General features: G+C 74.5%; 1 protein-coding gene. It reads left to right on the forward strand.

The features are described from left to right. Positions 1-326 (forward strand): ATP-dependent RNA helicase RhlB (rhlB, locus tag QMX83_RS21620; protein ID WP_282298675.1); only part of this gene is annotated, 326 nt, incomplete at its 5' end. Between the last annotated feature and the right edge of the window lie 74 nt (positions 327-400).

Consider the following 400-nt stretch of genomic DNA (forward strand, 5'->3'; position numbering starts at 1 on the left):
CGCGCAAGCCGCGTCCGGAAGGCGACAAGCCCGCCGTGGCCGCGGACGGTGCTGCGCCGGTCGACGCCGCGCAGGCTCCGCGTCCGCCGCGTCCGCCGCGCGCCGAAGGGGCTCCTGAAGGTGCCTTCGATGGCGAGCGCAAGCCGCGCAAGCGCCGCCGTCGTCGCCACGGTCGCCCGGTCGAAGGTGCCGAGGGTGCTGCGCAGACGGTCACGCCGGTGCAGGTGGCCGCCAAGCCGATGCGTGCGGCCAAGACCGACGACGCCGGTGCCGGCTTCCTCACCCGCATCGGCCGCAAGATCCGCCGGATGCTCTCAGGTAGTTGATCGGCGCAGTTCCGGTAGCGCCGGCCGTTGGCCGGCCACCGCGATGTCAGGCACCTCATGGGCCGGCCAACGGC

This window comes from Stenotrophomonas sp. PS02289, from assembly GCF_029960115.1.
Lineage (GTDB): Bacteria > Pseudomonadota > Gammaproteobacteria > Xanthomonadales > Xanthomonadaceae > Stenotrophomonas.